18 protein-coding genes, 1 pseudogene and 1 riboswitch are annotated in these 25,793 nt (G+C 71.9%); of the genes and pseudogenes, 6 read left to right on the top strand and 13 right to left on the bottom strand.

Annotation, left to right across the window (positions count from 1 at the left end; translation table 11 throughout):
* Nucleotides 1–6 precede the first annotated feature (6 nt).
* From dhaL to IH09_RS00715, 3 genes are all read left to right on the top strand, one after another.
* Nucleotides 7–708 carry a dihydroxyacetone kinase subunit DhaL gene (gene dhaL / locus IH09_RS00705; protein WP_052853226.1) on the top strand — a complete coding sequence of 234 codons (702 nt, stop codon included), beginning with the start codon at nucleotides 7–9 and terminating at the stop codon, nucleotides 706–708.
* Between the two features lie 172 nt (nucleotides 709–880).
* Nucleotides 881–1,954 carry a lysylphosphatidylglycerol synthase transmembrane domain-containing protein gene (locus IH09_RS00710; protein ID WP_318279357.1) on the top strand — a complete coding sequence of 358 codons (1,074 nt, stop codon included), beginning with the start codon at nucleotides 881–883 and terminating at the stop codon, nucleotides 1,952–1,954.
* A 232-nt stretch (nucleotides 1,955–2,186) separates the two neighbouring features.
* On the top strand, nucleotides 2,187–3,215 hold the full coding sequence (locus tag IH09_RS00715; protein WP_052853228.1) for a zinc-dependent alcohol dehydrogenase family protein: 1,029 nt from the start codon (nucleotides 2,187–2,189) through the stop codon (nucleotides 3,213–3,215).
* 187 nt (nucleotides 3,216–3,402) lie between these two features.
* Here IH09_RS00715 and IH09_RS00720 read toward each other — a convergent pair whose 3' ends face one another.
* Nucleotides 3,403–4,134 carry a BPL-N domain-containing protein gene (locus tag IH09_RS00720; RefSeq protein ID WP_052853229.1) on the bottom strand — a complete coding sequence of 244 codons (732 nt, stop codon included), beginning with the start codon at nucleotides 4,132–4,134 and terminating at the stop codon, nucleotides 3,403–3,405.
* 146 nt (nucleotides 4,135–4,280) lie between these two features.
* Nucleotides 4,281–8,267, bottom strand: a complete 3,987-nt coding sequence (locus IH09_RS00725) for a Pls/PosA family non-ribosomal peptide synthetase (RefSeq protein WP_318279358.1) — start codon at nucleotides 8,265–8,267, stop codon at nucleotides 4,281–4,283.
* A gap of 356 nt (nucleotides 8,268–8,623) precedes the next feature.
* Between IH09_RS00725 and IH09_RS00730 the strand changes: the two genes are divergently transcribed.
* Nucleotides 8,624–9,058 (top strand): cold shock domain-containing protein, encoded by a 435-nt coding sequence (locus IH09_RS00730; RefSeq protein ID WP_172450793.1) that lies wholly within the window; start codon nucleotides 8,624–8,626, stop codon nucleotides 9,056–9,058.
* Between the two features lie 418 nt (nucleotides 9,059–9,476).
* On the opposite strand, the gene IH09_RS00735 is transcribed toward IH09_RS00730, so the two are convergent.
* The 5 genes from IH09_RS00735 to IH09_RS00755 form a co-directional block, all read right to left on the bottom strand.
* Nucleotides 9,477–10,703, bottom strand: a complete 1,227-nt coding sequence (locus IH09_RS00735; RefSeq protein ID WP_052853231.1) for an MFS transporter — start codon at nucleotides 10,701–10,703, stop codon at nucleotides 9,477–9,479.
* Nucleotides 10,704–10,799: 96 nt separating this feature from the next.
* Nucleotides 10,800–11,873 carry a hypothetical protein gene (locus IH09_RS00740; protein WP_052853232.1) on the bottom strand — a complete coding sequence of 358 codons (1,074 nt, stop codon included), beginning with the start codon at nucleotides 11,871–11,873 and terminating at the stop codon, nucleotides 10,800–10,802.
* A 135-nt stretch (nucleotides 11,874–12,008) separates the two neighbouring features.
* A complete protein-coding gene (locus tag IH09_RS00745; protein ID WP_143682152.1) occupies nucleotides 12,009–13,196 on the bottom strand; it encodes a cupin domain-containing protein in 1,188 nt (395 codons plus the stop codon).
* Between the two features lie 83 nt (nucleotides 13,197–13,279).
* Nucleotides 13,280–13,420 carry a hypothetical protein gene (locus IH09_RS38725; RefSeq protein ID WP_165484674.1) on the bottom strand — a complete coding sequence of 47 codons (141 nt, stop codon included), beginning with the start codon at nucleotides 13,418–13,420 and terminating at the stop codon, nucleotides 13,280–13,282.
* Between the two features lie 709 nt (nucleotides 13,421–14,129).
* The gene (locus tag IH09_RS00755) at nucleotides 14,130–16,913 is read right to left on the bottom strand and encodes an AAA family ATPase (protein ID WP_052853234.1); all 2,784 of its coding nucleotides are present in this window, start codon (nucleotides 16,911–16,913) and stop codon (nucleotides 14,130–14,132) included.
* Between the two features lie 190 nt (nucleotides 16,914–17,103).
* On the opposite strand from IH09_RS00755, the gene IH09_RS00760 reads away from it, so the two are divergent.
* Both IH09_RS00760 and IH09_RS00765 read left to right on the top strand, forming a co-directional pair.
* Nucleotides 17,104–18,018, top strand: a complete 915-nt coding sequence (locus IH09_RS00760) for an MBL fold metallo-hydrolase (RefSeq protein ID WP_052853235.1) — start codon at nucleotides 17,104–17,106, stop codon at nucleotides 18,016–18,018.
* Nucleotides 18,019–18,039: 21 nt separating this feature from the next.
* On the top strand, nucleotides 18,040–19,530 hold the full coding sequence (locus tag IH09_RS00765) for a carboxylesterase family protein (protein ID WP_052853236.1): 1,491 nt from the start codon (nucleotides 18,040–18,042) through the stop codon (nucleotides 19,528–19,530).
* Nucleotides 19,531–19,597: 67 nt separating this feature from the next.
* On the opposite strand, the pseudogene IH09_RS39550 reads toward IH09_RS00765, so the two are convergent.
* The 6 genes and pseudogenes from IH09_RS39550 to IH09_RS00790 form a co-directional block, all read right to left on the bottom strand.
* Nucleotides 19,598–19,699: pseudogene (locus IH09_RS39550) on the bottom strand (precorrin-6A synthase (deacetylating)); the annotation flags it as partial.
* Between the two features lie 109 nt (nucleotides 19,700–19,808).
* Nucleotides 19,809–20,594 (bottom strand): enoyl-CoA hydratase, encoded by a 786-nt coding sequence (locus IH09_RS00770; protein ID WP_052853237.1) that lies wholly within the window; start codon nucleotides 20,592–20,594, stop codon nucleotides 19,809–19,811.
* On the bottom strand, nucleotides 20,591–21,511 hold the full coding sequence (gene mmsB / locus IH09_RS00775; RefSeq protein ID WP_318279359.1) for a 3-hydroxyisobutyrate dehydrogenase: 921 nt from the start codon (nucleotides 21,509–21,511) through the stop codon (nucleotides 20,591–20,593). The genes IH09_RS00770 and mmsB overlap by 4 nt, the downstream gene beginning before the upstream one ends.
* On the bottom strand, nucleotides 21,508–22,593 hold the full coding sequence (locus IH09_RS00780) for a 3-hydroxyisobutyryl-CoA hydrolase (RefSeq protein WP_052853238.1): 1,086 nt from the start codon (nucleotides 22,591–22,593) through the stop codon (nucleotides 21,508–21,510). Before IH09_RS00780 ends, mmsB begins: the two co-directional genes overlap by 4 nt.
* Nucleotides 22,590–23,738 (bottom strand): acyl-CoA dehydrogenase family protein, encoded by a 1,149-nt coding sequence (locus IH09_RS00785; protein WP_052853239.1) that lies wholly within the window; start codon nucleotides 23,736–23,738, stop codon nucleotides 22,590–22,592. Before IH09_RS00785 ends, IH09_RS00780 begins: the two co-directional genes overlap by 4 nt.
* Nucleotides 23,739–23,743: 5 nt before the next feature.
* Nucleotides 23,744–25,267 carry a CoA-acylating methylmalonate-semialdehyde dehydrogenase gene (locus IH09_RS00790; RefSeq protein ID WP_052853240.1) on the bottom strand — a complete coding sequence of 508 codons (1,524 nt, stop codon included), beginning with the start codon at nucleotides 25,265–25,267 and terminating at the stop codon, nucleotides 23,744–23,746.
* A gap of 266 nt (nucleotides 25,268–25,533) precedes the next feature.
* Nucleotides 25,534–25,712, bottom strand: a riboswitch (cobalamin riboswitch).
* Nucleotides 25,713–25,793: the final 81 nt, after the last annotated feature.

A 25,793-nucleotide genomic window follows, 5' to 3' on the forward strand; every position in this document is an offset into this window, starting at 1 on the left:
GGCCGCATGCGGTTCGACGGGACCTTCACGGACGGCTGGATGCGACGGTTCGCGGCATCCGCGTCGGCTACGGAAGCCGAGCTGACGGCACTCGATCAGCAGGCCGGCGACGGCGACTTCGGCGTCAACCTCACCACCGGACTGGACGCCACGGTCCGGGCCCTGAACGGCGCCCCCACCGGGAGCCTGGCCGCGGCCCAGCAGCCCTTGCAAGCGGCGGCCACGACCTTCCTCGACGAGGTCGGCGGCACGAGCGGCCCCCTGTTCGGGCTGCTGCTGGAAGAACTGGCCCTCGCCGCCGCCGCGGGCACCGCGCTCACCGTGCCCGCACTGGCGGCGGGCGCGGGCAGCGGACTGTCCGTCATCCAGCGCATCGGGGAAGCGGCACCGGGCGACAAGACACTCATCGACGCACTCGCCCCCGCCTGCGACGCGCTGAACTCGCGCGGCACGGACGCCGATGTGCGCAAGGCGCTCGCCGCCGCGGCCGGCGCCGCCTGGGACGGGGTGCGGAACACCGCGCAATTGAGGGCGCGCCGTGGCCGGGCCAGCTACCTCGGCGAACGTGCCACCGGCGTCGCCGACCCGGGCGCGGTCGGCATCGGGCTGCTCTTCGCCTCGGCGGGGGAGACCGTCACCGCGCTGGCGCCCTTCCTGACCTGCCTGTCGGCCTCCCTGCCGGGTACGGAGACCAGGCCGCGGCCATGACGCACCGGTGCGGCGGGCCGGCGGGATACCCGGCGGGAGCGGGACCACCGTCGACGACGCGCCAGCCGGCTCGGGTGGCGGCCCGGACACGGCGGGGGAGTCGTCGGCGGCGCCGGCGAGGGCGGGTGCCGGGCCGCGGTGCGCCGGACATCCGCGTCGTACCGTAGGAAACGTGGTGATCCGTCCCGGAGGGCGAACCGGCGGGCCGAAGGGCTCGGGACAGGTCTCTGCCGGGGCGGTACGCCCGGTGTGGTGGGTGGTGTCGGCCGTCCTCGTGGCAGCCGCCGCGGCCGTCGCCGTGACCCGGCGTGCCGAGGTCGGCGCGGCCGTCCGGCTGATCTCCGAGGTCCACCCGGTCCGGCTCATCGCGGCCGGCGCGTTCGAGGCGGCCTCCCTGGGCTGTCTGGCGGCCGTGCAGCAGTGGCTGCTGCGCGCGGGCGGTGCACGGGTACGGCTCGGGGTCGTCGCCGCCATCGTTCTCGCCGCCAACGCCATCGCGGGGGCGCTGCCCGGCGGGGCCGCGTTCGCGGTGGCCTGGATCTTTCGGCAGCTGCGCCGCCGGGGCGTCGAGCAGGCTCTCGCGGGGGCCGTGCTGCTGGTCGCCGGAGTGCTGTCCGGGCTGAGTCTCTTCGTGCTGCTGGCGGTCGGTGTGCTGATGGGCGGTTCCGCCGGGCCGGTGGCCGGACTGCGGCCCGCGGTACTGGTCCTGGTGCTCTGCGCCGCCGTGATGGCGGGCGCGGCGGTCGGTCTGTCCAGGCTGCGCTGGGTACGGCGCCGGGCCTGGCGTGTCTGGCGGCGGCTCGGGGTGCGGTCCCGGCGGCTCTGGGACGCCGAGCAGGCGTTGATCCGGCTGGGACGGCAGGTGCGGGCCGTGCGGCCCGGAGTGCGCCCGTGGCTGTGGCCGGCCACTCTGGCGCTGCTCAACTGGGCCCTGGACCTGGCGTGTCTCGTCGCCTGCATGTGGAGTCTGGGCGTCGGCGTGCCCTGGCACGGACTCCTCGCGGCGTACGCGCTGACACAGTTCGCGGGAAGCCTGCGGCTGACACCCGGGGGCCTCGGCGTGGTCGAGACGAGTCTCACGGCGCTGCTGGTGCTGTACGGTCTCGGCGCCGAGCAGGCCATCGCGGTGACGCTGCTGTACCGAGCGGTGAGCTACTGGGCCCTGCAACCCGTCGGCTGGGCAAGCGGACTCGGACTGACCCTGACCCGCGGCAACAGGCCATCAGGGGGTGATACCGGCGGCTGAGCCGTGGCTGTGGAGTAGGCGGCCTCAGCGCGGGTCCGAGGGCTGCGAACAGAGGCGGGGCCGACGTAGGGGCACTGGGAGGCCGGCGCAGAGGGCCGGTGCAACGGTGACCGGGCGGCGATCGGGTGGACCGCCACACAGTCATGTTTTACGTGAAACATTCCGGTCGGCGGCGCCTCGTGGACACCGGCGAGCGTTTGCCGCCCCCACCGGGCGGCCGCAAGCTGGAGACATGGCGCAGGTGCCGGTTCCGCATGAGCTGACCGGATGGGCTGTGTACCACCCCGGCCCGATCGCGGCCGGTCCGCTGGTGTCCGTACGCCGTCCCGTCCCCGTGCCGGGTCCTGACGAGCTGTTGCTGCGGGTGGAGGCGTGCGGCGTCTGCCGAACCGACCTGCACCTGGCCGAAGGCGATCTGCCCCCGCACCGGCCGGAGACCGTTCCCGGCCATGAGATCGTCGGCCGGGTGGCCGCCGTCGGCGAGCCCGTCACACGGTTCCGGGTCGGCGACCGGGCCGGCGGGGCCTGGCTGCGCGGCACGTGCGGCAACTGCCGTTACTGCCGGGCCGGTCGCGAGAACCTCTGTCCGGCCTCCCGCTACACCGGCTGGGACGCGGACGGCGGTTTCGCCGAAACCACCCTCGTCCCGGCGGATTACGCCTATGCGCTCCCGGACGAACAGGACGCCACGTCGCTGGCCCCGCTGCTGTGTGCCGGGATCATCGGGTACCGGGCGCTGCGCCGCAGCGCCCTGCCCGCCAACGGCCGGCTCGGGATCTACGGGTTCGGCGCCTCGGCCCATCTGGCGGCGCAGGTCGCCCTGGCCGAAGGCGCCACCGTGCATGTGCTGACCCGGTCGGCGGCGGCCCGTGAACTCGCCCTCGGTCTGGGCGCCTCCTCCGCGGGCGACGCCTACGCCCGGCCGCCCGAACCGCTGGACTCAGCGATCCTGTTCGCCCCGGTGGGCGACCTGGTGCCCGTGGCCCTGGAGGCGCTGGACCGCTCGGGAACCCTCGCCATCGCAGGCATCCACCTCACCGACATCCCCGTACTCAACTACCAGCGCCACCTCTTCGAGGAGCGCAACCTGCGCAGCGTCACCTCCAACACACGGCAGGACGGCCGAGACTTCCTGGCCATCGCCGCCCGGATCGGCATCCGGGTCACCGCCAGCCCGTACCCGCTGAGCCGCGCGACCCAAGCCCTGACGGACCTGGCCGCCGACCGGATCAACGGCGCCGCGGTGCTCGTGCCCGACTGACCCGCACGCCGCACCCCGCGCAGCAACGCGCATGATTGCCCGTTGCCGTGCGCGGGGCCCCCTCGGGTCGCACCGGTCGCAGGCTCGTCGGCCGGGAACGGAACCGGCGTCAACGGATCCGGCGCCGCAACGACCGCGCACACCCCCAGCGTCGGGCCCGCGCCGCGAGCGGCTCAGCGCCCTGTGGTCAGTCCGCCAGCACCGCAGCCGCGAGATCGATTCCCAGGTCGTGGGCGCGGTGGACCGGCAGACCGACTTCGGTGAACCAGTCGTCGGTGGCCTCCGGGTGCGGTCCGACGACGCCTACGCGGCCTGCGCCGAACGGTGTGACGAGAGCGGCGACCGAGCCGTTCGGATAGGTGGCCAGGACCGTCGCGTCCGCGCCTTCGTCGAGGACGAAGTGCGGCCCGTCCTGGAAGTAGAGGGTGCGCGGCTCGCCGCGCCACGCCACGTCGACCAGGGTGTCGCGCTCGTCGTCGACGGTGGCGCCCGGCGTGACGATGTACTGGTCGGTGTCGCCGGGCAGCAGGTCGAATCCCGGGGTGGCCCCGGCCAGGTATCCGCCGAGGCAGAAGCCGAGATAGCGGCCACCGCCGCGGACGTAGTCGCGGATCGCGTTCCGCCGCCGGCGCAGGCGCCAGTAGGCCGGGGACAGTGAACCCCCGCCCGGCTGGGCGTACACCGTGGCACGGGCCAGCGACTCGGCCGTCAGTGGCAGTGCCTCGCGCGGACCGGTGTAGCGGATGTCCAGGCCCCAGCCGCCGGCGGCGAGCAGCGCGGCGACCGCCTCCGGACAGCCGGGCAGTGCGGCCGGTCCCCGGTAGACGAGTGCCAGCGGACGCTGATCGGCAGCCGGAAGGGGAGCGCTTCGGGGGCCGGAAGACCGGCCGAGCGGGTCGGGTACGGCGCTGGAGGTCATGCTGTCCTCATCGCGTTGTCGACGGTGGAAGTGCGGAGGTGTGGCGGGGCCCGCCGCCGTCGCGGAGTTCGGGCCGCAGCCGTGGCGGTACCGCTTCATCAGCTCGACCCGGCCCCGGGATACGAGCTACGGGACCATGGCGGCCGCTAGCCGTCGGCGGACCGGTGGGTCACGCCCTGGGCGGGGATACCGCGCCAGCTCGTGCCCGGCATGAGGCGCTCGCCCTTCATGAGCAGCGACAGCGCGCCGAGCCGGACGCCCGCGCCGACCACGGCGTCGTAGAGCACGATCGCGCGGGTGCCGACGCTCGCCCCGCTGTCGACGGTGACCTGCGACATTTTCATGACGCGGTCTTCGAACAGGTGCGTTTGCAACGATACGCCCGTGCCGATCGCGGCGTCGTCGCCGATTTCCACCAGGTCGAACTCGGTGAGATAGGTGGTGCCGATCCAGGTGCGCCGGCCGATGCGGGCGCCGAACCAGCGCAGCACCGCCGGCAGGAACGGGGTCCCGACCAGGGTGCCCGCCCCGGCCGGTACCGCGGCCGCCTCGTAGAGGCCGGTGACGAACTCGGTACGGCGTACGAACCAGCTCCACAGCGGTTCGACCCGCGGCCGGTAGGTCCCGACGACCGCGCGCTTGACCGCCGCGCAGTACGCGATCACCGCGAGCCCCGCACCCATCGCGAGCAGCGGCGATACGAGCACCGGCACCAGCGGGTCCCGGGAGCGTGCCACGCCGGCCAGCGCCAGCAGATAGAGGTAGACGCCCATGCCCAGCACCGTCGCGGGCAGCGTGGCGCGGAAGAACTCGATGCCGAGGCGGTGCCGCACGGCCTTGCGGTTCGGGCGGAACGTCAGCTCCTCGGGGAACGAACCGCTGCTCTGGCGTACCGGCAGATGCATCGCGGGCGACCCCAGCCACGAGGTGCCGTCCGGCGCACCGTGCCGCGGCGGTACCGTGCCCACCCCGACCAGGGACCCCGGCCCCATCCGGGTGCCGGCCGGTACGAACGCGGCGTTGCCGACGAACGCGCGCCGGCCCACCTCGGTGGGGCCGAACGCGACCCGGCCGGCCGCGAAGGTGGCGGCGCCGATGCTGGCCATGTCCGCGACGAAGCTGCCGTCGTCGAGAGTGAGCAGATCCGGGTCGAGGTGCGCGGCGGTGGCGACTTCGGCGCCCCGGCCGACCCGCGCGCCGAGCAGCCGCAGCCACGGCACCGTATAGAGGGTGGCGTAGAGCGAGTTGGTGAAGGCCAGGCTGAACTCCAGCAGCTTGTCCGCCACCCACTTGCGCACGCCGAGCGAGGAACGCACCGGGTGCACACCGACCGGTACCTCGGACAGGACGAGACGCTTGCCGACGGCGACCACACAGCAGACGGTGAGCACGTACACCGGACCGGACACCACGACGGCGGCGGCGCCCGCGAGCACGCCCCAGCCCCAGTAGCCCCACCACACCAGTGCGAGGCCCGGCAGGACCATCGCGACCACGGCGGCCTCCAGGAGCACCAGGCCGGACAGCGCGGCCGCGAGATGGCGTGGCCGCCACCCGTCCACGTGGCCGCGAGCACGCAGCATGGTCTCCATGGCGGGGGCGAGCGCATCGACCGGATACGGCGGCGAGCCGGCCCAGCGCGCTCCGGCGGTGACCACCTCGTCCTGCTCGACCACCGACTGTTCGCCGAGCCCGGCCCCGGCCCCCAACCGCGCACCGGGTTCGAGGACCGCGTTGGCCCCGACGCAGGCGCGCGGCCCGATCTCGATCGGGGCGACCGTCACCCAGCCGTCCGCCACCCGCCACGGGCGCAGCGAAACGCCGTAGCCGACCGAGGCGTCGCCGCCGATGCGCAGCAGGGTCGGCAGGCTGACCATGCTCGTGGCGATCGTGGTGCGCGGCCCGATGCGCGCGCCGAGCAGCCGCAGGTACGGCGCCATCATGGGGGACCCGGACAGCACCTGCAGCGGGCTGACGGCCAGCAGCAGGTTCAGCAGCCACAGCCGCAGGTACGTCCCGCCCCACAGCCGGTAGGAGCCCGGCCGGATCCCCGCCGCCAGCGGGCGCGCGAACACCACCGGCACGATCCAGCGCACGCCGAGGTAGCCGGCCAGCGCCGCGAGGACCGCCTGCACCGCGGTCAGCTCCGAGAACTGACCGCCGTGCCGGCCGTACACGAAGGCCAGCGGCAGCGTGGTCAGGAGCAGCCACAGATAGATCGCCCCGGCCTGCGCCGTCCCGGCGGCCGCGATCCGGCCGCCCCGGTGGCGGATCGGTTCCGGGCGGGGCGGCGCGGTCAGCCGCGGGGGACCCGCCGACGCGCCCAGCCGTGCCGCCAGGCCGCGTACGGTCGGGGCCGCGTAGAGATCACGCATCGTCGGGCTCGTGCCGATGTCCCGGCCGCGCAGCAGCGAGACGACCCGGGCCGCGAGCAGGGAGTGGCCGCCGAGCTCGGTGAAGAAGTCCGCCTCGGCCGACAGCGACGCGGGCTCGGCGCCGAGCACCTCCGCCCAGGCGTCCCGCAGCCGCGTCTCCAGCTCGCCGCGGGCGGCCACGACCCGGCCGCCGCCCACCAGACGGCGGCCCGTCGGGGCGGGCAGCCGGGTGCGGTCCGCCTTGCCACTGGGCATGGCCGGGAGCTCGGTGAGGATGTCCACGAAGGCCGGCACCATATAGGCGGGCAGCCTGCGTCGCAGATGCGTGTGCAGCCGGGTGACGAGAGCCTCGTCCCCGTCCGTACCGCCCGGTGTCCGCATCACATAGGCGGCCAGCTCGTTGCTGTCGCCGCCGTCGTCCGGTGCGGGCACCAGCGCGGTGACCGCCTCGGCCACGTCGGGATCCTCCAGCAGCACGCTGTCGATCTCACCGAGATCGACCCGGTAGCCCCGGATCTTCACCTGGGCGTCGGTACGGCCCAGGAACTCGATCTCCCCGTCCGTGGTGATCCGGCCGAGGTCTCCGGTGCGGTAGAGCCGGCCGTCCCCGGGCGCGAGCGGATGCTCGATGAACCGGTCGGCGGTCAGCTCCGGTCTGCCGATGTAGCCGCGGGCGACGCCGGGGCCGCCCACACAGATCTCGCCGACCGTGCTGTCGGGTACGCGTTGCCGCCGCTCGTCGAGGAGTACCACCGAGTAGGTCGGCAGCGGCCTGCCGATGGTCACGGGCCGCCCCGGCAGCAGCTCCGTCCAGGTCGCGGTGACGGTGGTCTCGGTCGGTCCGTAGGTGTTGAGCATCCGCCGTCCCGGCCTGCTCCACCGCTCGACGAGCTGACCGGGGCAGACCTCACCGCCGACCACGATGCCCCGGATCCGCGGCAGGTCCCGCGGAATCGTCTCCAGCAGCGTCGGTACGCAGTACAGCAGCGTGATCTCGCGGTCCTCCAGGAAATCGGCGAGCTCCGAACCGAGCCGCCCGGAATCGACCGTGCCCGCGACCACCGTGGCGCCGACCGACCACGTCGGCCAGATCTCCTCGATGGAGAAGTCGAAGGAGATCGTCATGCCCTGGTACACCCGGTCGTGCGGCCGCACGTCGTACACCCCGGGCACGATGTCGAGGAAGTTGCAGATGCTCGACTGGGTGATCTCCACACCCTTGGGCCGGCCGCTCGAACCCGAGGTGTACATGATGTACGCGATGGGGTCGTCGTCTCCCGGACCGTGCGCCACCGTGTCGGGACGCGGACGCGCGGTGGGTACGGAGGCGAGCTCCGGCGCGCACGAGTCGAGCTCGACCACCCGGCAGGGGAGCTCCGCCAGGCCCGGTGCGAGCGCGGCGGTGGTCAGCACCAGGTCGACGCCGGCGTCCCCCGCGATATAGGCGATACGGTCCGGGGGCGACGCCGGGTCCATCGGCACGAACGCCGCACCGGCCTTGCTCACCCCGAGCAACGACACATAGGTGTCCACCGAGCGCGGTAACAGAATCGCGACCCGTGCCCCGTGGCCGATGCCGAGACCGCGGAGGTGGTGGGCGAGCCGATTCGCGTGCGTGTCGAGTTCGGCGTACGTCAGCCGGTGGTGCCGGTATTCGAGTGCCGTCGCCGACGGATTGCGGTCACAGGCGGATTCGAAGACGAAATGCAGTCGCCTGCCCGCTCCTCCCGGAGGCAGTCCGTTCAGATGCTGTGCCACCACCCCACGTTAAGTCCTCGGTCTTGGACGGAACGGGATAGACACCGCCCACGTTCCTCGGCGGGTGGAGCGGCGGAGCGGTCCCGGTGTGCGGGAATCTTTCGCGAAGCCGCAGGCCGTGACCCATTGACATCGGGCCGGGCGACTTGATCTGCTGGCCGCAGCAAGCAGCTGATGGCGGCCGTCGAGGGTGGACCTGCCGAGAAGTTGGCGCAGTCGCCCGGCCGTCGTATCGTGCGTCTCACGGTGTGGCAGCAGGCGAGACGGCCCCACACCAGATGTGTTGTGTGCAGGCGCCAAAGGGGCGTCAGTATTTTGTGGTAGCAGTATTGCGAGAAGGTGTGGTTGTTGTGTTGATGACGGGGAAGGTCCTGCGGTTCGACGAGGTGCGTGGTTATGGCTTCATCGCCCCCGATACGGGAGACGAAGACGTTTTCATGCATGCGAACGACCTGATTGACGAGAAGGGTTTCTACCAAGCGGGCAGCGAGGTGGAATTCCTCATGGAGTCGGGGGAAAAGGGCCCCAAGGCGTCACAGATCCGCCTCGTTCACAAGCCGGCCGGGCACCAGCTCGCGCGCAATTCGCTGGCATCGGGGTCGCTGCGCACGCCCGTGCAGGCAAACCGGGCGGACGACGAGATGTGCGACGTGCTGAGCGCCGCTGATCTCCGGAGCGAGCTGATCGAGGTTCTCGTCGCGGCCGACGAGACCCTGACGGCCGCACAGATTCAGCGGATCCGTGCGAGCGTCGTCGACATGGCGCGCGGATACGGCTGGGTCGAAGGCTGACCCACGGCATCGCTCCCGGACCAGGCGTCGACGGGGAGCGTCCGGCCGGGCAGGCGGCAGGGCCCCTGGCCCACGCCGCCGCCCGGCCCGCCGAGGCCCACCGGATGCGGGCCGGCGTCGGCCGTCCGCCCGCATCCCCAGCGTTCGCACCCCGACCTCCGGCGCCGACGAGGCTGCCGGGGGCGGAACGTGGAAGGGCGTGTGTCGTCCACGGCACCGTGACCGCCGCGGCCCTCGGCCGTCGGCTCCGCGCAGGCCCCGCCTGACGGAGCCCGCCGGCCGCAGCATGCAGTGCGCGGATCAGACGGTCGTTCTCCGGGGCGCACGCCGCGTGCAGATCCCGCTGGATGTGCGGTCCGAGGTCGAGCACGGCCGCGCTCCCCTCGCCGATGCCGGAGATGCCACCACGAGGGAGACCTCAGCCGACGGGGACGGGGCTTGTCGTCGCCGGAAGTGTCCGGGTGCGCAGTGCCCACCGGGTGAGCGGCCGGGTGGCGAGGCCGCAGAGCGCGAGGACGACGCCCAGCACTACCCAGCCCGGCCTGCCCCATTGGAGGCAGAGAGCGGTGAGCACGACCGGTGACGCCGCGCGTACCACGCCATCGGCCAGGTTGAAGGCTCCCTGGTACTGGCCCTGGGCGTGTTCCGGGGCCAGTACGAAGCTGATTTCGAATGCCCCTGCGGCCAGGCCGAGTTCACCCGATGACAGCAGGAGTACGCCGACGAGCAGCAGGGTCGCGGCAACGGGGGCGGAAACCCCTGCGGCGAGGGCGAGCACGATACAGCCGGCGAGGGACAGAAACCCTGCTCCGCGGAGAGCGGTGGAAGCGGGCAACGGGCCCCTCACCCACCGGGTCGCCCTGACCTGGAACAGCACGACCACGGCCGTATTCACCACCAGCAGTGCGGAGAGCCACCATCGGGGCGCCTCGGTGTGCGACACCAGCCAGAGCGGCAGGACCAGGGACACCACGTCGTACTGGAACGCGATGACCCCGCACAGCAGCGACAGGGCGAGGTACGGTCCGTCCCGCATGGCCTCCATGCGCCGCGCGCCCGGCGGGCGTGGCACCGGCTTCACGGACGGGATCTTGAGCAGCAGTCCCGCCGCCGCGAGGAAGCTCAGTCCGTTCGCCAGGATCAGCAGGGTGTAGCCCGCCGTCGAGTCCAGCTGGAGCGCGACGCCGGCCGCGGCGGCGCCGATGCCCATCCCGAGGTTGGTCACCGCCCGGAGATGGCTGCGGACGCGGGTACGTTCGCCGGGCTCGCTGATCCGGGCGATCAGGGCGCCGCCGACCGCCTGGGCGCCGCGTTGGCCGATGGCGGCGACGGTGACCAGCACGAGGAAGACGGCGAAGGAGTGTGTCATCGGGAACAGGAACATCGCCGTCGCCTGGACAGCTTGGGTGGCGACGTACAGTCCCCGCGGCCCGACGCGATCGGCCACAGCGCCGAGGGGGAGGCCCGACAGGATGCCGGCGACCGTCGCGATGGCGAGGCCGGTGCCCACGCCGGACACACTCAGCCCGACGACGCGGGTGAAGAACAGCATGCTTCCGGCGAGATAGAGCCCGCTGCCGACGGTGGTGACGAAACTGGCGATCGTCAGGAAACGTACCGAGCCACGAAATACATCGGCCGTCATATGCGCCTCTGGGGGGCGCCGTTGCTCTCCTGGTGGCACACGTGGCTTTCCTTCGAATCGGGTTCGGATGCCTGCTTTTCCGGGATGGGTTCCGGGTCAGTGACGGCGAGCCAGTTGCTCGCGCAGGGCCGACAGACACTCGGTCCGGTATGCCGCCAGTCCCGGTGCCGCCGCCCGTTTCCTGCGGTTGAATTCGCCGGTGTTCACCCAGGTGACGATCAGGTCCGCCAGGGAGGGAATGCCGCCGTACCGCGCCGTCATCCCTTCGGTATGACCGCTCAGTGGATAGAAGGCGGGCACGAGCGAGGGAAGGCCGAACCGGACCATGTCGTTGATGTTGCCCGTGACACAGGTCTGGCCGCGCGTCTCGACGATGCCGTTACGCGTGAGGTGCTCGGAGACCGGAAGAATGAGGAAGTCAGCCTCTGCCAGGGTCCGGTCGAACTCCTCCTGCGGGACGTAACCCGGGTGGTCTCGCAGTTCGACCGAGGGAGCGACCGCCTTCCTCGCGGCTTCCACGGCAGCGCTGGTGTCCTCGGTGGCGTGCTCTCCCAGAAATTCGACGCGCAGTCGCTTCGTCAGCCGGGGGGAGGCGATTTCCAGTGCGGACAGAACCTCGGCGTGGTCCCTGCCGGAATACATTCTCCCCGGAATACAGCACCGCACCTCGTCCCTCACGAACTCCGTGGGCGGATGCTGCGGGTAGGCGATGTTGACGGCGCGGCTCCGCAGGGGGTCGCCGGTCCTCCTGAGCCGGAGATCCGGGAGCAGGACACCCGCCGCGCCGTCGAGAACGAGCTTCGCGATGGCGGCGCTCGGCCGGTTGCCGTCCGACGAGGTGAACGTGTTGAGGTTGTGCACCAGGCAGTGCCAGGCGGGTGTCAGCACGCTCGTATCGGAGAGCAGGCCGCACAGGGAATCGACCGGGGTGATGATGAACAGGTGGTCCTGCGAGGCGATCGAGGACGTGTACTTCTCCAGGAATTCCGCGTACGGCAGACCCGGGGGACACACCTTCCACTCGACTTCCGCGGATTCGGCGGTCTGAGAGGATTCGGCACAGAACGCATTGGTGTAGACGGTGGGGCTCGCCCCGATATCGACGGCTTGCCGTATGAGACTGTCGAGGACCTCGCTGTGTGCGCTGAGCTCGATCAGGCCGATCTTCATCGAGTTGTCTCCGTCAGTGCTGAGCGCCCTGCGCGGGCCCGCACCATCGCGAGGAACTGACCCCGTGGTGCAGGCCCGGCGGGCATGGACCGCCTGCCCGTCATGGAGCGGGCCGGGCCGGATTCCCGGTGGTGCTCACGCCGGCGGAGGATTCTCCTCCAGCAGGATTCCCTCCTCGACCAGCAGCCGGAGCAGTGGGGCGATGTCTTCGGCCAGGTCGAATTCGGGGGCCCAGTCAGTGGCTTCCGCGAGGGTGAACGACGTGCGGCGGAAGAGATTGTCGATGAGCTCCGCGGGAGCGCCGTCGAGCGTGATCTTCCGCGCGCCGAACTGGATATGGTGCTGTTCGGCCTCGGCATCGTAATCAACCTTGACAGGGTTGAATTGCGCTTGCCGCAGACGTGAGCCGCCGTTCGTGGAGAGGGGATGGAACCCGGACTGGCTCGGGAGGCTGACCTCCCGGTGACGGCTGTCCTGAGTTGTCAGATGATGGGCGAGGTACGCCTTCACCAACTGCTCGTCGTCGGCCCGTGCGGCGAGCCTGCCCATCAGTCCGCGGATGTGGTCGGCGAGCTGGGCCGTATCACCTCCGACGACGGGCGGGAGATTGCGCCGCCACTCCTCCTCGTCCATCAGCTCGTCCGCGAGCCACTTCAGCCAGTAGACGCCGGTGCGGCACGTCACTCCCAGCGTCAGGTGCAAAGAGGGTTCGTCGCCGGCCACCGCGTAATGCCAGTGGCCCCGTGGAATGTAGAGCACGTCCCCCGGATGGAGTTCGGTCTCGATGTACGGGGGTCCCTTGGGTTCGCCTGTGTCGGCGGAGACGTTGTTGTATTTGTCGAGCGGGTATTTGTACGTCTCCTCGGAGACGACCCAGCGCTTCGTCCCCTCGATCTGCAGGATGAAGACCTCATGGTCGTCGTGGTGCTGGTCGAACCCCTGCTGTTCGGGCCAGGAGCAGTACATGTTGACCTGGCTCCGGTGGCCGGTCGCACGCTCGATCCCCGTTGCCAGTTCGGCGATGGCGGGCAGCCGCGCCTGCAACTGGTTGATGATGAGGGTGTAGCCGTCCTGGCAGTGCTTGATCCACTCTTCGGGAGTCTCGGGCTCGCCGGAGATCTTTCTGCCTATTGCCGCCAGGCGTATCTCTTCGCCGAACCGGAGACGGTGGAAATTGAGAAGGTGGTTGAGCTGATCCCATGAGAAGAGCGGACGGAAACGGTCCCGGTCCTGCCCGCGTAGGACGACGCCCCGGTTTGTCCAGTTCTCGCGAAGGAATTGATCGAGAGGCATTGGGTCAAGCAGGGATTCGAGATCGAACACGCCATTCCTCACACGTTTAAGGGGAGTGCCCGGTGGCTCCAGGAGCCACCGGGCGGTTCAGGACAGTGACTTGCCCCCTGTCCTTACACGTCCTTCTGGTCGACCTCAAGGTTCGGCACGCTCTTGACCTGGGCCGTCTTCACCGTCTCCACGGAGAATCCGATCCGCTTCGGCAGACGGGCCGAGTGGGACTCGCTCTTGGGCGCTGCGGGAATCTTGGCCATTGATGACTCCTCGACTAGGGAACTTGCCCTTTCATTCCTACTCCTTGATGTCCCTGGCTGCGGAAAACGTGTGATAGATCATCGGGCGATGTATTGAGCCATAGTTGCCGGAGTGCTTGCCAAGCGTTGGCGGCTGTGCATGGTGAGGGGCAGGTCGCCGGTCGTTTCAGGACGTGGTGAATGGCTGCCTCAAGTGATGGATGGTGCGGGTGAGTTCGAGGAGTCCCTGGTGGAGATCGGTGCGTATCTCGTAGCGGAGGCACAGACGCGTGAACTGGTGCAGCCGGGTCAAGGTGCGTTCGACGACCCAGCGGGCCTTGTCCTGGGCCGGAGCCGTGCGGGGCGCCGCGGCGCGCGGTCTTCACCCGGATTTCTCTCAAACGGTCAGCGAGACGCGGGAAGGGCCCGATCCTCGCTGAGGATCAGGCCCTTGACCTGGGCTTGCTCTGCCGTGGTGGCGGGATGTGAACCCGCGGCCTCTCCGTCCCGAAGGAAGCGAGTCGAAGGCCGGCCGCTCGGCAGCTGCGCTCAGGTTTGTCTTGTCCTCGCCCCGGACTTTCACGAGGTGAGCTGTCCGAGGCTCGCCCACAAACCTGAGAAACGCTCCTGACCTGCAACGACAGGTAACGACGAGAAGCGCCCCGGCCCGCGGTCACTCGGCAGCCGCGTGGTACGCGCCGGATGACCGCCGCCCTTGCCGGACGTGTCCTCAGTCCTGGTGGCGGGCCGCGAGGGGGCCCTCGATGAGGTCGCGCAGCTGGGAGCGGGCGGTGATGCCCAGTTTGGGGAAGCTGCGGTAGAGGTGCGAGCCGACTGTGCGCGGGGAGAGGAAGAGCCGCTCGCCGATCTCGCGGTTGGTCAGCCCGCGGGCGGCGAGCCCGATGATCTGCCGCTGTTGCGGGGAGAGCGCGGTGAGCGCGTCCGGGGGCGAGTCCGCGACGTCGAGACCGGCGGCGCGCGCTTCGGCTCGGGCGCGCTCGATCCACGGGTGCGCGCCCAGGCGCAGGAAGATCTCCAGGGCGTCGGTGAGCGGCGCTCGCGCCTCCGCGATACGCCGGCGGCGCCGCAGCCACTCGGCGAGGTCCAGCAGGGTCTGGGCGTGTTCGAACGGCCAGTGCGCCAGCGACGGGTCCGCCAGCGCCGCCCGGAAGTGCGGTTCGGCCTCCTCGGGGTCCGCCAGCAGGCCACGGGCCCGGCCGAGCAGCGCGCGCAGACGGGGCGAGGCGTTCTCCGCCAAGGCGCGTGCGGAGCGCTCGACGAGCGCGGCGGCCTCCGCGCGCCGGCCGGCGCGTACCGCCGCGGCGGCCAGCTCCGCGAGGGCCGGATAGGAGGCGTGATAGTGCACGGGCGCGCCATCTGCCGTGAAAACCATGCGGAGTTGGTCGTAGGCCCTCTCGTACGCGCCTTCCGCGGCCGCCGCGGCGCCGAGCGCACGACGGGCGTAGACGGATACGGAGCGGCTCTCCAGGGGATCGATCAGGGCGAGCGCGTCCTCGGCTCGGGCACGGGCCGCCGCCGCGTCACCCTGGAAGGCCAGTACGGTGGCATCCGCCGCGGCGGCGCACGCCACGGCATGGTCGAGGCCGGCCGCCGAACCGACCGCGGTGGTGCGGGCGCACGCCGTACGGGCCTGCTCCCATCGTCCGTGCTCCACATACGCCCAGGCGGCCGCGCCCTCCAGACCCTCCGGCAGCGGTCCCGGCAGCTCGCGGTCGAAGGCCGCGTCGTAGGCGCGGACGGCCTGCGGGGTCTCGTCCAGGAGCCACGCCATGACCGCGAACGCGGTGAGCCGGTCGGGCCGGTGTTCCGCCTCGGCGGCCAGCCGCGGGAGCAGCGAGACGAGTTCGGCCCGGTCGGTGCGGGGATCCGACACGGCCCGCACCCAGGTGCGCAGCCAGGTGTGGGACGCGTGCCGGGGCAGGCGTCGCAGGACGTCCTGGACGCGGTGGCGGTGGGCGTCCTCGCCGGAGTAGAAGCGGACCACGGCGGCGCCGGCCAGGAGGTCCAGCGCGGTGCCGGGCCGGGAGACCGCCGACCGCTCGGCGGCGTGGATCAGACGGGAGAAGACCACGGTGTGGCGCACGGTCAGCACCGCCAGCCGTCCGACGTGCACGGTGGCGGAGGCCAGCAGCGACGCGTCGTCGGTCCGCGCGCGTACCGCCGCGGCCAGTTCCTCGACCCAGGCGAGGTCCCCGGTGAACACGGCCGCGCCGGCCGCTTCGACCAGCAGCCGGGCGCTGTCCGCGCGCCGTGGTGAAAGTTCCGCGGCGTGTTGCAGCGCCTTGCCGGCCGCCGCGTGGCCGCCGCGCCGGCGGGCCCGGTCGGCGGTCCGCACCAGCTCCGCCGAGACGGCCGCGTCCGGGCGCGGGGCGGCGGCGGCGAGGTGCCAGGCACGCCGGTCCGGGGCGTCCCGCAGCGTCTCGGCGAGCCGGAGATGGGCCTCGCGCCGCGCCTCGAAGGGCGCGGCGTGATACAGGGCGGACCGGACCAGCGGATGGCGGAACCGGACGTCCCGACCGGTCCGCCGGACCAGACCGGCCCGCTCGGCGGGCGGCCATGCGCCGTCCTCGGCGTGCGGCAGCCCGGCCGGGGCGGTGATCGCCGAGTCGACGGTGTCCATGGCGGCCAGGAGCAGCAGGGCCCGCCGGGTGGCGGTGGGGAGGGTGTCGAGACGGGCGGCGAAGATCCGCTCCAGGTGCTCGGTGAGCGGGAGCGGCCCCGCGGACGGCACCTCCGCGGCCGCGCCGGGTGCGGCGGCCGCCCTCGCCAGTTCGGTCAGCGCCAGCGGATTGCCGCCGGCCTGGTCGAGGATCCGGGCCCTGGTCCGGCCGGTGGGGACGGCCGGCCGGCGGTCCAGCAGCCCGCGGGACGCCGCGTCGTCGAGCGGTCCGAGGGTGAGCGTCGGCAGCTGCCGGCCGAATCCCGGGAGGTGCTCGCCGGCGCGGGCCCCGATCAGCATCGTGACGGGTTCCCCCTCGAGCCGTCTGGCGACGAAGGCGAGTGCGTCCAGCGAGGCCCGGTCGAACCAGTGCGCGTCGTCCAGCACCACGAGCACGGGGCCCTCATCACCCAGGGCCGACAGCAGGCTCAGGACGGCGACCCCGATGACCATGAGGTCGGGTGCCACCGCGGCCGGCCCCGTGCCGAAGGCGTCGTGCAGCGCCGCGCGCTGCCTCTCCGGGAGCCCGTCCACCTCGGCCCGCACCGGCCGCAGCAACTGATGGAGCGCGGAGAACGCGAGGTTCGACTCCGACTCGCTCCCGTCGGCGCGCAGGACGCGCGCGCCGCGCGCGCCGGCCCGGCGCACCGCGGAGTCCAGCAGCGCGCTCTTGCCCGTGCCCACGTCACCGACGAGCACCACGACCGGGTCGGCCGATACCGCGTCCACCGCACGGAAGAGGCGTGCCAGCTCCGCGTCCCGGCCGACGATCGGCTCCGGGGTGTCCGGACCCGGTCGCGTGATCGCACCGGGGTCCGCTGCGTGCTCGTCCACGGAGTCTCCAGAAATCGTGGCTCTTCGAGCGGAGCCGCCGTGCCATGTCCTCCCTCGACTGTAGGCGGCGGGCGGATGTCCGGGGTGCCCGCGCGCAGGTGCGGTCATCTGACGGATACCGCGCGGATCCGGGCCGCCCGTACGGTTCCAGGAGATTCCCCGAATTCCCCTGAATCCCCCAGGACAGGCTATGGACACGATTGTGCTCGGCGATATCACCATCACCCGGATACGGGAGTATTTCGGACCCGTGGAGATGACGCCCGATACGTTCTTCCCCGACAGCCCGAAAGAGGTGTGGGACGACAACGAACCCTGGCTGGCCCCGCACTTCCTGGATGCCGGGACCCGTATCGTGAATTCCGCGATACAGACCTGGCTGCTGCGCAGCGAAGGCAAGACCATCCTCGTCGACACCGGCGTCGGCAATCACAAGGAGCGCCCGTACTCGCCGGTCTGGAGCCATCTCGATACGGATTTCCTGGCCGGCCTCGCGCGGGCGGGTGTGGCACCGGAGGACGTGGACATCGTCATCAACACGCATCTGCACGTCGATCACGTGGGCTGGAACACGTATCTGGACGGGCGGAACTGGGTTCCCACCTTTCCTCGTGCCACCTATCTCCTGCCGAAGGACGACTTCGACTTCTGGAATCCCGCGAACGGCCACACACCGCTGCTCGGCCGCGGCAACCAGAACGTCTTCGAGGACAGCGTGGCCCCGGTGCACGCGGCCGGTCAGACGCTGTTGTGGGAGAACAGCCACCGGATCGACGCCGGCCTGCGCCTGGACGCCGCTCCCGGGCACACCCCCGGCTCCTGCGTGCTGACCCTCGAATCCGGGCCGGATCGCGCGGTGTTCGTCGGCGACATGCTGCACAGCCCGGTGCAGATCCTCGAACCGGACACCAACAGCTGCTTCTGCGAGGACCCGGCGGGCGCTCGCGCCACCCGCCGCAAGGTACTGGGCTGGGCGGCCGACCACAACGCACTCCTGATCCCCGCGCATCTGGGCGGCCACGGCGCCGCGGAAGTGGCGCGCGACGGAGACACGTTCGCCGTCAAGGGCTGGGCCCCCTTCGCCCCGTACACCGAGCAGGGCTGAGACCCGCGGAAAGGCACCACTGTGAACCACCACCCCGACCCCATCGTGACCACGGCGCAGGGGGCGGTCCGCGGCCTGCGCCAGGGCGGCACCGCCGCCTTCCTCAACATCCCCTACGCCGCCCCGCCCCTCGGCGCCGGCCGCTTCGCGCCACCGCGGCCGCCCGAGCCCTGGGACGGCGTACGGGACGCCACCGTGCCGGGACCCACCGCACCGCAGTCCGCGCGCATGCTCGGCAGCGTGGACATGACCCCTTACTTCGGCACCGGCTGGAGCCGCGGGGCGGACTACCTCACCGTCAGCGTCCGGACGCCCGAGGCCATGGGCCGCGACCTGCCCGTCATGGTCTTCGTCCACGGCGGCGGATTCGTCGCCGGATCGACGCGGTCCGCGCTGTACGACGGCTCCCGCTTCGCCCGCGACGGCGTCGTCCTCGTCACCCTGAACTACCGGCTGGGCATCGCGGGGTTCCTCGACCTCCCCGGCGCGCCCGCCAACCGCGGCCTGCTCGATGTCGTCGCCGCGCTGCGCTGGGTACGGGAGAACATCGCCGCCTTCGGAGGTGATCCGCACCGGGTCACCCTCTTCGGCCAGTCGGCCGGGGCGACCCTCGTCGGCGCCGTCCTCGCCACCCCCGAGGCCGCGGGCCTGGTCCACCGGGCGATCGTCCAGAGCGGCAGCGGCCTGGGGGCCTTCACGGCCGAACAGGCCGACCGCGTCACCAGGGCGGCGGCCGAATCCCTCGACATCGCGCCGCATGCCGACGCCTTCGCGGACATCTCCGACGAGCACCTGGTCGAGACCGCCTCCCGGCTCGCGGGCATCGACCTGAGGACCGCGACGCACCGCGACCCGCTGGCCGGGCTCAGCCCCTTCGCCCCGGTCCTCGACACACAGCCCGCCGCATCCGTCGCCGCCGGCCTCGGCCCCGGTGTCGACCTGCTCATCGGCACCAACACCGAGGAGGGAAACCTCTACCTGGTCCCCGTGGGCCGGTACGCCGACTCGACCGACGGGGATGTCGACGCGGTGGCGGCGCGCTCGCACCCGGACCCGGCGCGGCTCGTCGCGGCGTACCGGATAGCACGCCCCGCCGCGTCCGCCGGCGAACTGCGGTCCGCCATCCTGGGCGACGCGCTGTTCGGCGCGGGCAGCTGGGCCCTGGCGGCTGCCCACGCCGCCCACCCCGGATCCGCCACGTTCGGCTACGAGTTCGCCTGGCGCTCCCGCGCCCTGGACGGGGCGCTCGGCGCCACCCACGCGGTGGAGCTCCCCTTCGTCTTCGACCTCGCGCATCTTCCCCGGCTGCACGGGCCCAACGGCCTGCTCGGCCCCGACGAGCCCCCCGCGGATCTCGCCGCCCGGATGCACGCGAGCTGGGTCCGGTTCGCCAGGACCGGCAACCCCGGCTGGGACCCGTACGACAACGAACGCCGGGCCACGATGCGCATCGACACCGAGTGGACCCAGGTCGACGACCCCCGCGGCCGGGAACGACGGGCCTGGAGCTGACCCGCCGCCCCCGTCCCGCCGAGCACCCGGCACCGCGGCCGGCCGACGCCGCGGGCGCCGCGCCGGGCTACGGGCGGATCCGCAGCAGATAGGTGTCCATGATCCAGCCGTGCCGGGCCCGCGCCTCGGCGCGCAGGGCCACGATGCGGTCGGCGACCTCGGACAGGGGTGCGGGGTACCGCTCCGCAGGCCGGGCACGCCGCCTGTCCGGCCCCGGCCCGGGGTCCGTGACCTGGTGTCACGGGCCCCGGGCCGGCTGTGCGTGCCGGGCGTCGTCGTCAGCGATGGCGGAAGCCGGGCGGGCGCTTGTCGACGAAGGCGCCCATGCCCTCCTTCTGGTCGGCGGTCGCGAACACCGCGTGGAAGAGCCTGCGTTCGAAGCGCACGCCCTCCGCCAGGGTGGTCTCGAAGGCGCGCGCCACCGCCTCCTTCGCCATCATCGCCACCGGCAGGGACATCCCCGCGACGGTCTCGGCGACCGCGAGTGCCTCGCCGAGCAGTTCGTCGGCGGGCACGACGCGCGAGACCAGCCCGGCCCGCTCCGCCTCGGTGGCGTCCATGGTGCGGCCGGTCAGGCACAGCTCCATGGCCTTGGCCTTGCCGACGGCCCTGGTCAGCCGCTGGGAGCCGCCGATGCCGGGGATCACCCCGAGTTTGATCTCCGGCTGGCCGAAGACCGCGGTGTCGGCGGCGAGCAGGATGTCGCAGAGCATCGCGAGCTCGCAGCCCCCGCCGAGCGCGTATCCGGAGACGGCGGCAAGGGTCGGCGTCCGCAGCGAGCCGAGCCGGTCCCAGGCGGCGAACCAGTCGCTGAGGTACATGTCCATGTACTCCTGCGGCCGCATCTCCTTGATGTCGGCCCCGGCGGCGAACGCCTTCGGCGAGCCGGTCAGCACGATGCAGCCGACGTCCGGATCGCGGTCGAGCGCCTCGGTGGCCGCCACGACCTCGTTCATGACCTGGAGGTTGAGCGCGTTGAGGGCCTTGGGCCGGTTGAGGGTGAGCAGGGCGGTGCGGCCCTTGCGTTCGACGAGGATGGTCTCGTACCCGGATGGCGTGGTCATGCCTGGTCCCCGCCCTTCTGTGAGGCGTCCCTGATCGCGCGGATTATGCCCGAGAAGTCCTCGGTGGCGCCGGAGTCCGCAGCGAAGTCGGCGTACAACTCGGCGGCTCGCAGGCCCAGTTCGGTCTGCACACCCCCGGCGCGGGCGGCGCGGGCGGCGAGGCCGAGATCCTTGGCCATCAGCGGCGCCGCGAACCCGGGCCGGTAGTCGCGGTTGGCGGGGCTGCCCGGGACCGGTCCGGGGACCGGGCAGTTGGACGTCAGGGCCCAGCACTGACCCGACGCGGTGGAGGCCACGTCGAAGAGGGCCTGGTGAGACAGGCCCAGGCTCTCGCCGAGCACGAACGCCTCGCTGACCGCGATCATCGAGATCCCCAGGATCATGTTGTTGCAGATCTTGGCGGCCTGCCCGGCACCCTCGCCGCCGCAGTGCACGGCCTTCTTGCCCATGGCGGCCAGCAGCGGTTCGGCCTCGGCGAACTCGGCCGCCCCGCCACCGGCCATGAAGGTGAGCGTGGCCGCCTCGGCCCCGACGACCCCGCCGGAGACGGGTGCGTCCAGTGCCCGCATCCCGGCGGCGACGGCGGCGGCGTGGGCGGCGCGAGCGTCGGCGACGTCGATGGTCGAGCAGTCGACGAACAAGGTGCCCGGCCGGGCCGCGGCGAGCAGTCCCTCGTCGGCGTACAGGCCGAGTACCTGGCGTCCGGCGGGCAGCATGGTGATCACCACATCGGCGGCCGCGGCCGTGGCGGTGGCCGAGCCGGGCGCCTCCACCCCGGCGTCGACGGCGGCGGCGAGCAGTTCGGGCACGATGTCGTGGCCCAGGACGCGGTGGCCGGCCTTGACGAGGTTCGCGGCCATCGGGCCGCCCATATGACCCAGACCGATGAAACCGATGGTGCGGATGGCGTCGCTCACCAGGGCATCTCCTCTGCGGAGTCGGAGACGGCGAGCCGGAGTTCGCCGTGGACGGATGGCGCGAAATAGCGTTCGACGTCCGCCCCGCTCACCTCGGCGAGGGTCCGCGGGGACCACCGCGGGGCGCGGTCCTTGTCGATCACCTGGGCCCGGATGCCCTCGACGAGGTCCGGGGCGGACAGGGCGGCGCAGGAGATACGGAACTCCTGCTCCAGGACCCGTTCCAGCGGTCCGAGCCCGCGGGCCCGGCGGATCGCGGTGAGCGCGACCTTGACGGCAGTGGGGGATTTGGCCAGCAGGGATTCGGCCGCTTCCTTGGCCGCCGGGTCGCCGTGCGCCAGCAGACGCCCGACGATGTCCTCGACGCCGCCGACGCCGTAGCAGGCGTCGATCCAGGGCCGCCGGCCCGCCAGCTCGCCCGCGGGTGCCTCCTCGGCGTACCTGCCGAGCACCTCCCGGACCGGTGCGTCCGCGAGGTCGTCGAGGAGGCGGGGGAGCACCGACGACGGGACGAAGTGGTCGGCGAGTCCGCACAGCAGGGCGTCACCGGCGCCGATCTGGGCGCCGGTCAGCGCCAGGTGCGTACCGAGTTCGCCGGGGGAGAGGCCCAGGAGATAGGTGCCGCCGACGTCGGGGACGAACCCGATGCCGGTCTCCGGCATGGCCAGGCGGGAGCGTTCGGTGACGATCCGTACGTCGCCGTGGGCGGAGACGCCGACGCCGCCGCCCATGACGATGCCGTCCATCACGGCGACATACGGCTTCGGGTAGTGGGCGATGCGCGCGTTGAGCCGGTACTCGTCCGCCCAGAACGCGGCAGCGGCGTCGCCGTCCCCGCTGGTGATGTCCTCGTGGATCGAGCGGATGTCGCCGCCCGCGCAGAGGCCGCGCTCCCCGGTCCCCGTCAGCACCACGGTCTCGACGGCGGGGTCGTGCTCCCAGGCCGTGAGCGCCTCGTCGATGCGCCGCACCATGTCGTGGGTGAGCGCGTTGAGTGCCCTGGGGCGGTTGAGGACGAGGTGGGCGGCGCGGCCCTCGGTGCGGAGGAGGACGGAACCGTCGGTGGCACCGGTGGCGCTCACCGGAGTCCCTCCGTGAGGCCGCGGGCCACGATGAGGCGCATGATCTCGTTCGTTCCTTCCAGGATCTGGTGGACCCGCAGGTCCCGGACGATCTTCTCGATGCCGTACTCGCTCAGGTAGCCGTATCCGCCGTGCAGTTGCAGGGCGCGGTCGGCGACCGTGTAGCCGGTGTCGGTCGCGAACTGTTTGGCCATGGCGCACAGCTGCGGTGCCTGCGGATCGCCGCGGTCCAGGGCCTGGGCCGCCTGCTGCACCAGGGCGCGGGCGGCGGTGAGTTCGGTGGCCATATCGGCCAGCCGGAACTGGAGGGCCTGCGCGTCGAGGAGCGGTTTGCCGAACGCCTCGCGGTCGGCGAGGTACGCCAGGCTCTGGTTGAGGGCGGTACGGGCGCCGCCGAGTGAGCAGGCCGCGATACCGAGGCGGCCGCCGTTCAGCCCGCTCATGGCGATGCGGAACCCGTCGCCCTCGCGGCCGAGCAGCCGGTCGGCCGGTACGCGGACCGCATCGAGGACGACCTGGCGCGTGGGCTGCGCGTTCCAGCCCATCTTCTTCTCGTTCGGGCCGAAGGAGAGGCCCGGATCGTCCCGGTCGACGAGGAACGCCGAGATGCCGCGGGGGCCTTCCTCTCCGGTGCGGGCCATGACGATGTAGACCTGGGAGGCGCCCGCGCCGGAGATGAACTGCTTCACGCCGGTGAGGACGTAGTGGCCGTCCTCCCGGACCGCGCGGGTGCGCAGCGCGGCGGCGTCGGAGCCGGTGCCGGGCTCGGTGAGGCAGTAGCTGCCGAGGTCCTCCATGGCGCACAGCCGCGGCAGCCACCGCTCGCGCTGGGCGTCGTCGCCATAGTGGTCGATCATCCAGGCGACCATGTTGTGGATGGACAGATAGCCGGCGATCGACGGGCAGCCGGAGGCCAGGGTCTCGAAGACGAGGACGCCGTCGGCGCGGGTCAGCCCGCTGCCGCCCGATTCCTCGCGCACGTACACGCCGCCGAGCCCGAGCCCCGCGGCCTTGCGCAGCACATCGACGGGGAAGTGCTTGTCCTGGTCCCAGGTCACGGCGTGCGGCGCCAGGTGGTCCTGCGCGAAGTCCAGGGTGGTCTCGACGAGGGCGAGCTGGTCCTCGGTGAGCATCGTGGTGGTCATCGCGCTCAGCCCATGGTGGGGAGGGTGAAGCTCGCGCCTTCCCTGGTGCCCGAGGGCCAGCGCGAGGTGACGGTCTTGGTCCGGGTGTAGAAGCGGATGGCGTCGGGGCCGTGCTGGTTGAGGTCACCGAAACCGGACCGCTTCCAGCCGCCGAAGGTGTGGTAGGCGACGGGCACCGGGATCGGCACGTTCACGCCGACCATGCCCGTGTTCACCCGGCGGGTGAAGTCGCGCGCGGTGTCGCCGTCCCGGGTGAAGATGGCCACGCCATTGCCGTACGGATGCTCGCTGGGCAGCCGCAGCGCCTCCTCGTAGTCCGCCGCGCGTACGACGGACACGACCGGGCCGAAGATCTCCTCCTGGTAGATCCGCATGGCCGGGGTGACCCGGTCGAAGAGGGACGCTCCGGCGAAGAATCCGTTCTCGTGCCCGGCGAGGCGGAAGTCCCGTCCGTCGACGACGAGTTCGGCACCCTCCTCGACCCCGAGATCCACATACGAACGGACCCGTTCCAGGGCGTCCTTGCTCACCAGCGGCCCGAAGTCCGCCTCGGGGTCGTCGCTGCGGCCGATGCGCAGCGCTCCGATCCTCTCCTTGAGGCGCGCCACCAGGGCGTCGGCGGTGCGCTCGCCGACCGGCACGGCGACGGAGATGGCCATGCACCGCTCGCCGGCCGAGCCGTAGCCCGCGCCGATCAGCGCGTCCACCGCCTGGTCGAGGTCGGCGTCCGGCATCACGATCATGTGGTTCTTGGCGCCGCCGAAGCACTGGGCGCGTTTGCCGTGCGCGGCGGCGGTGGCGTAGATGTGCGCGGCGATCGGCGTGGAGCCGACAAAGCCGAGCGCGCCGACACGCGGGTCTTCGAGCAGGGTGTCGACCGCCTCCTTGCCACCGTTCACGACGTTCAGGACGCCCGGCGGCAGCCCCGCCTCCAGGAACAGCTCGGCGAGGCGGAGCGGTACGGACGGGTCGCGCTCGGACGGCTTGAGAAGGAAGGAGTTGCCGCAGGCGATCGCCGGTGCGGCCTTCCACAGCGGGATCATGGCCGGGAAGTTGAACGGGGTGATGCCGGCGACGACACCGATCGGGCTGCGCAGCGAGTGCACGTCGATGCCCGTCCCCGCGTTGTCGGTGAAATCCCCCTTCAGCAGGTGCGGAATGCCCGCGGCGAACTCGACGACCTCCAGGCCGCGTTGCAGGTCACCGTGGGCGTCGGCCACCGTCTTGCCGTGCTCGGCGGAGAGCAGCCGCGCCAGGGAGTCCCGCTCGGCCTCGACGAGCTGGAGGAAGCGGAGCAGCACGCGTGCGCGGCGCTGGGGATTCCACGCGCCCCACACCAGCTGTGCCTCGGCGGCGTCGGCGATCGCCGCCTCGGTCTCCGCCCGGTCGGCGAGCGGGACGCGCGCCTGTACCTCGCCGGTATTGGGGTCGTAGACATCGCCGAACGCCCCCGACGTCCCCGGGATGTGCTTTCCGCCGATGAAATGGGTCAACTCACGTACGGCTGCGCGGACATGTTCACGGGCCATGGGTGCCTGCTCTCGTCAGGTGAGGTCCGGGGATGGCCACACGGCACGGAACGCGCGCGCCGGAGCACGCGGACCTGCGGTGCGGGAGAACGGCATGGAGGGAGGCGAGCCGAACGGGTCGGATGCGTACGGCCTCGTGGCCGCTCAGCAGGGGAGTCCCGGGGCTCTGCGGCCCTCAGGCGGGAGCTGTTGGTACTCGCCGGGCCGGATCGCCGGAATCGTGGATACACACCGATGCCATGCGTGTCTGCTCCATCCTCGTGGACAACACGGAACATCCCGCGGCCGGTATCCTGACTCCCGGATCAGCACACGCTCCCCGGCCTTCCCGACGGAACTGTCCGTCAGTGGCCTGTCCAGCTCGAAGAGCGTATTTCCCGGTCACAGTGGCGGGACCGCGCCGGAATCACACCGGCTTCCCTGCACCGCGGGCCTTCGCTCCGACCATATAGTTGGACGTCCTAGTAAGTCCACCCCCGGCCTGCCGCCCCTGACGGCACACCGCCGACCGGCTCCGTGGGAGGAG

Origin of the sequence: Streptomyces celluloflavus, assembly GCA_000720995.1 — a bacterium.
Classification (GTDB): Bacteria; Actinomycetota; Actinomycetes; order Streptomycetales; family Streptomycetaceae; genus Streptomyces; species Streptomyces celluloflavus.